The organism is Nguyenibacter vanlangensis (assembly GCF_013376155.1).
GTDB classification, from domain to species: Bacteria; Pseudomonadota; Alphaproteobacteria; order Acetobacterales; family Acetobacteraceae; genus Gluconacetobacter; species Gluconacetobacter vanlangensis.
On record NZ_JABXXP010001228.1, the window covers coordinates 1 to 563 of the forward strand.

Below are 563 nucleotides of genomic sequence, written 5' to 3' on the forward strand. Positions count from 1 at the left end.
GGCGGCGGCGTGCCGCGCGGCGCGGCGCGAGAGGGACGGGCGGGCGGGAGAAATGGGCGGCAAGGGCGTGCTCCGGCGGTCGGGTCCGATACCGGCCGTCTGTAGAGCAGATCGCATGGCGGCGAAAGGGCGCGGGCCCGATCGGCCATGGCGGTGGGACGGGGTGGCGGGATAGGGTGCGGGCCGTTCCGGGGTGCTGTTGCCGAGGGTCCAGAAGACCGCTAAGTCCCGAAGGCCCGGCGGTTCGCCCGGGGATCGAACGGTGGCTATGGAGAATTTCTGCGTGCGTGAGCGTCCCCTGACCCCCCGGGCCCCGAATGTCGCGGGCCGTGCCCCGCGTCGTCGCAGAGGGAGCGTGCTGGTCTCGACGGTGCTGGCGGCCGCGCTGGCCGGGTGTTCGTCCGAGACGGCCAATACGGTCAAGACCTTCGGCCATGCGCTGTTCGGCACTGGCAGTACCTCGCCGTACCTGACCGGATTCATCGGCAATGTGGTGGCGGACGAGCCGCAGGCCGCGCTGGTCGCGCGCGACGTGCTGGCGCGGGGCGGCAATGCCGCCGACG

General features: G+C 72.6%; 1 pseudogene. It reads left to right on the forward strand.

The features are described from left to right. Positions 1 to 283 precede the first annotated feature (283 nt). Positions 284 to 563, forward strand: a pseudogene (locus HUK84_RS22280) (gamma-glutamyltransferase); the annotation flags it as partial.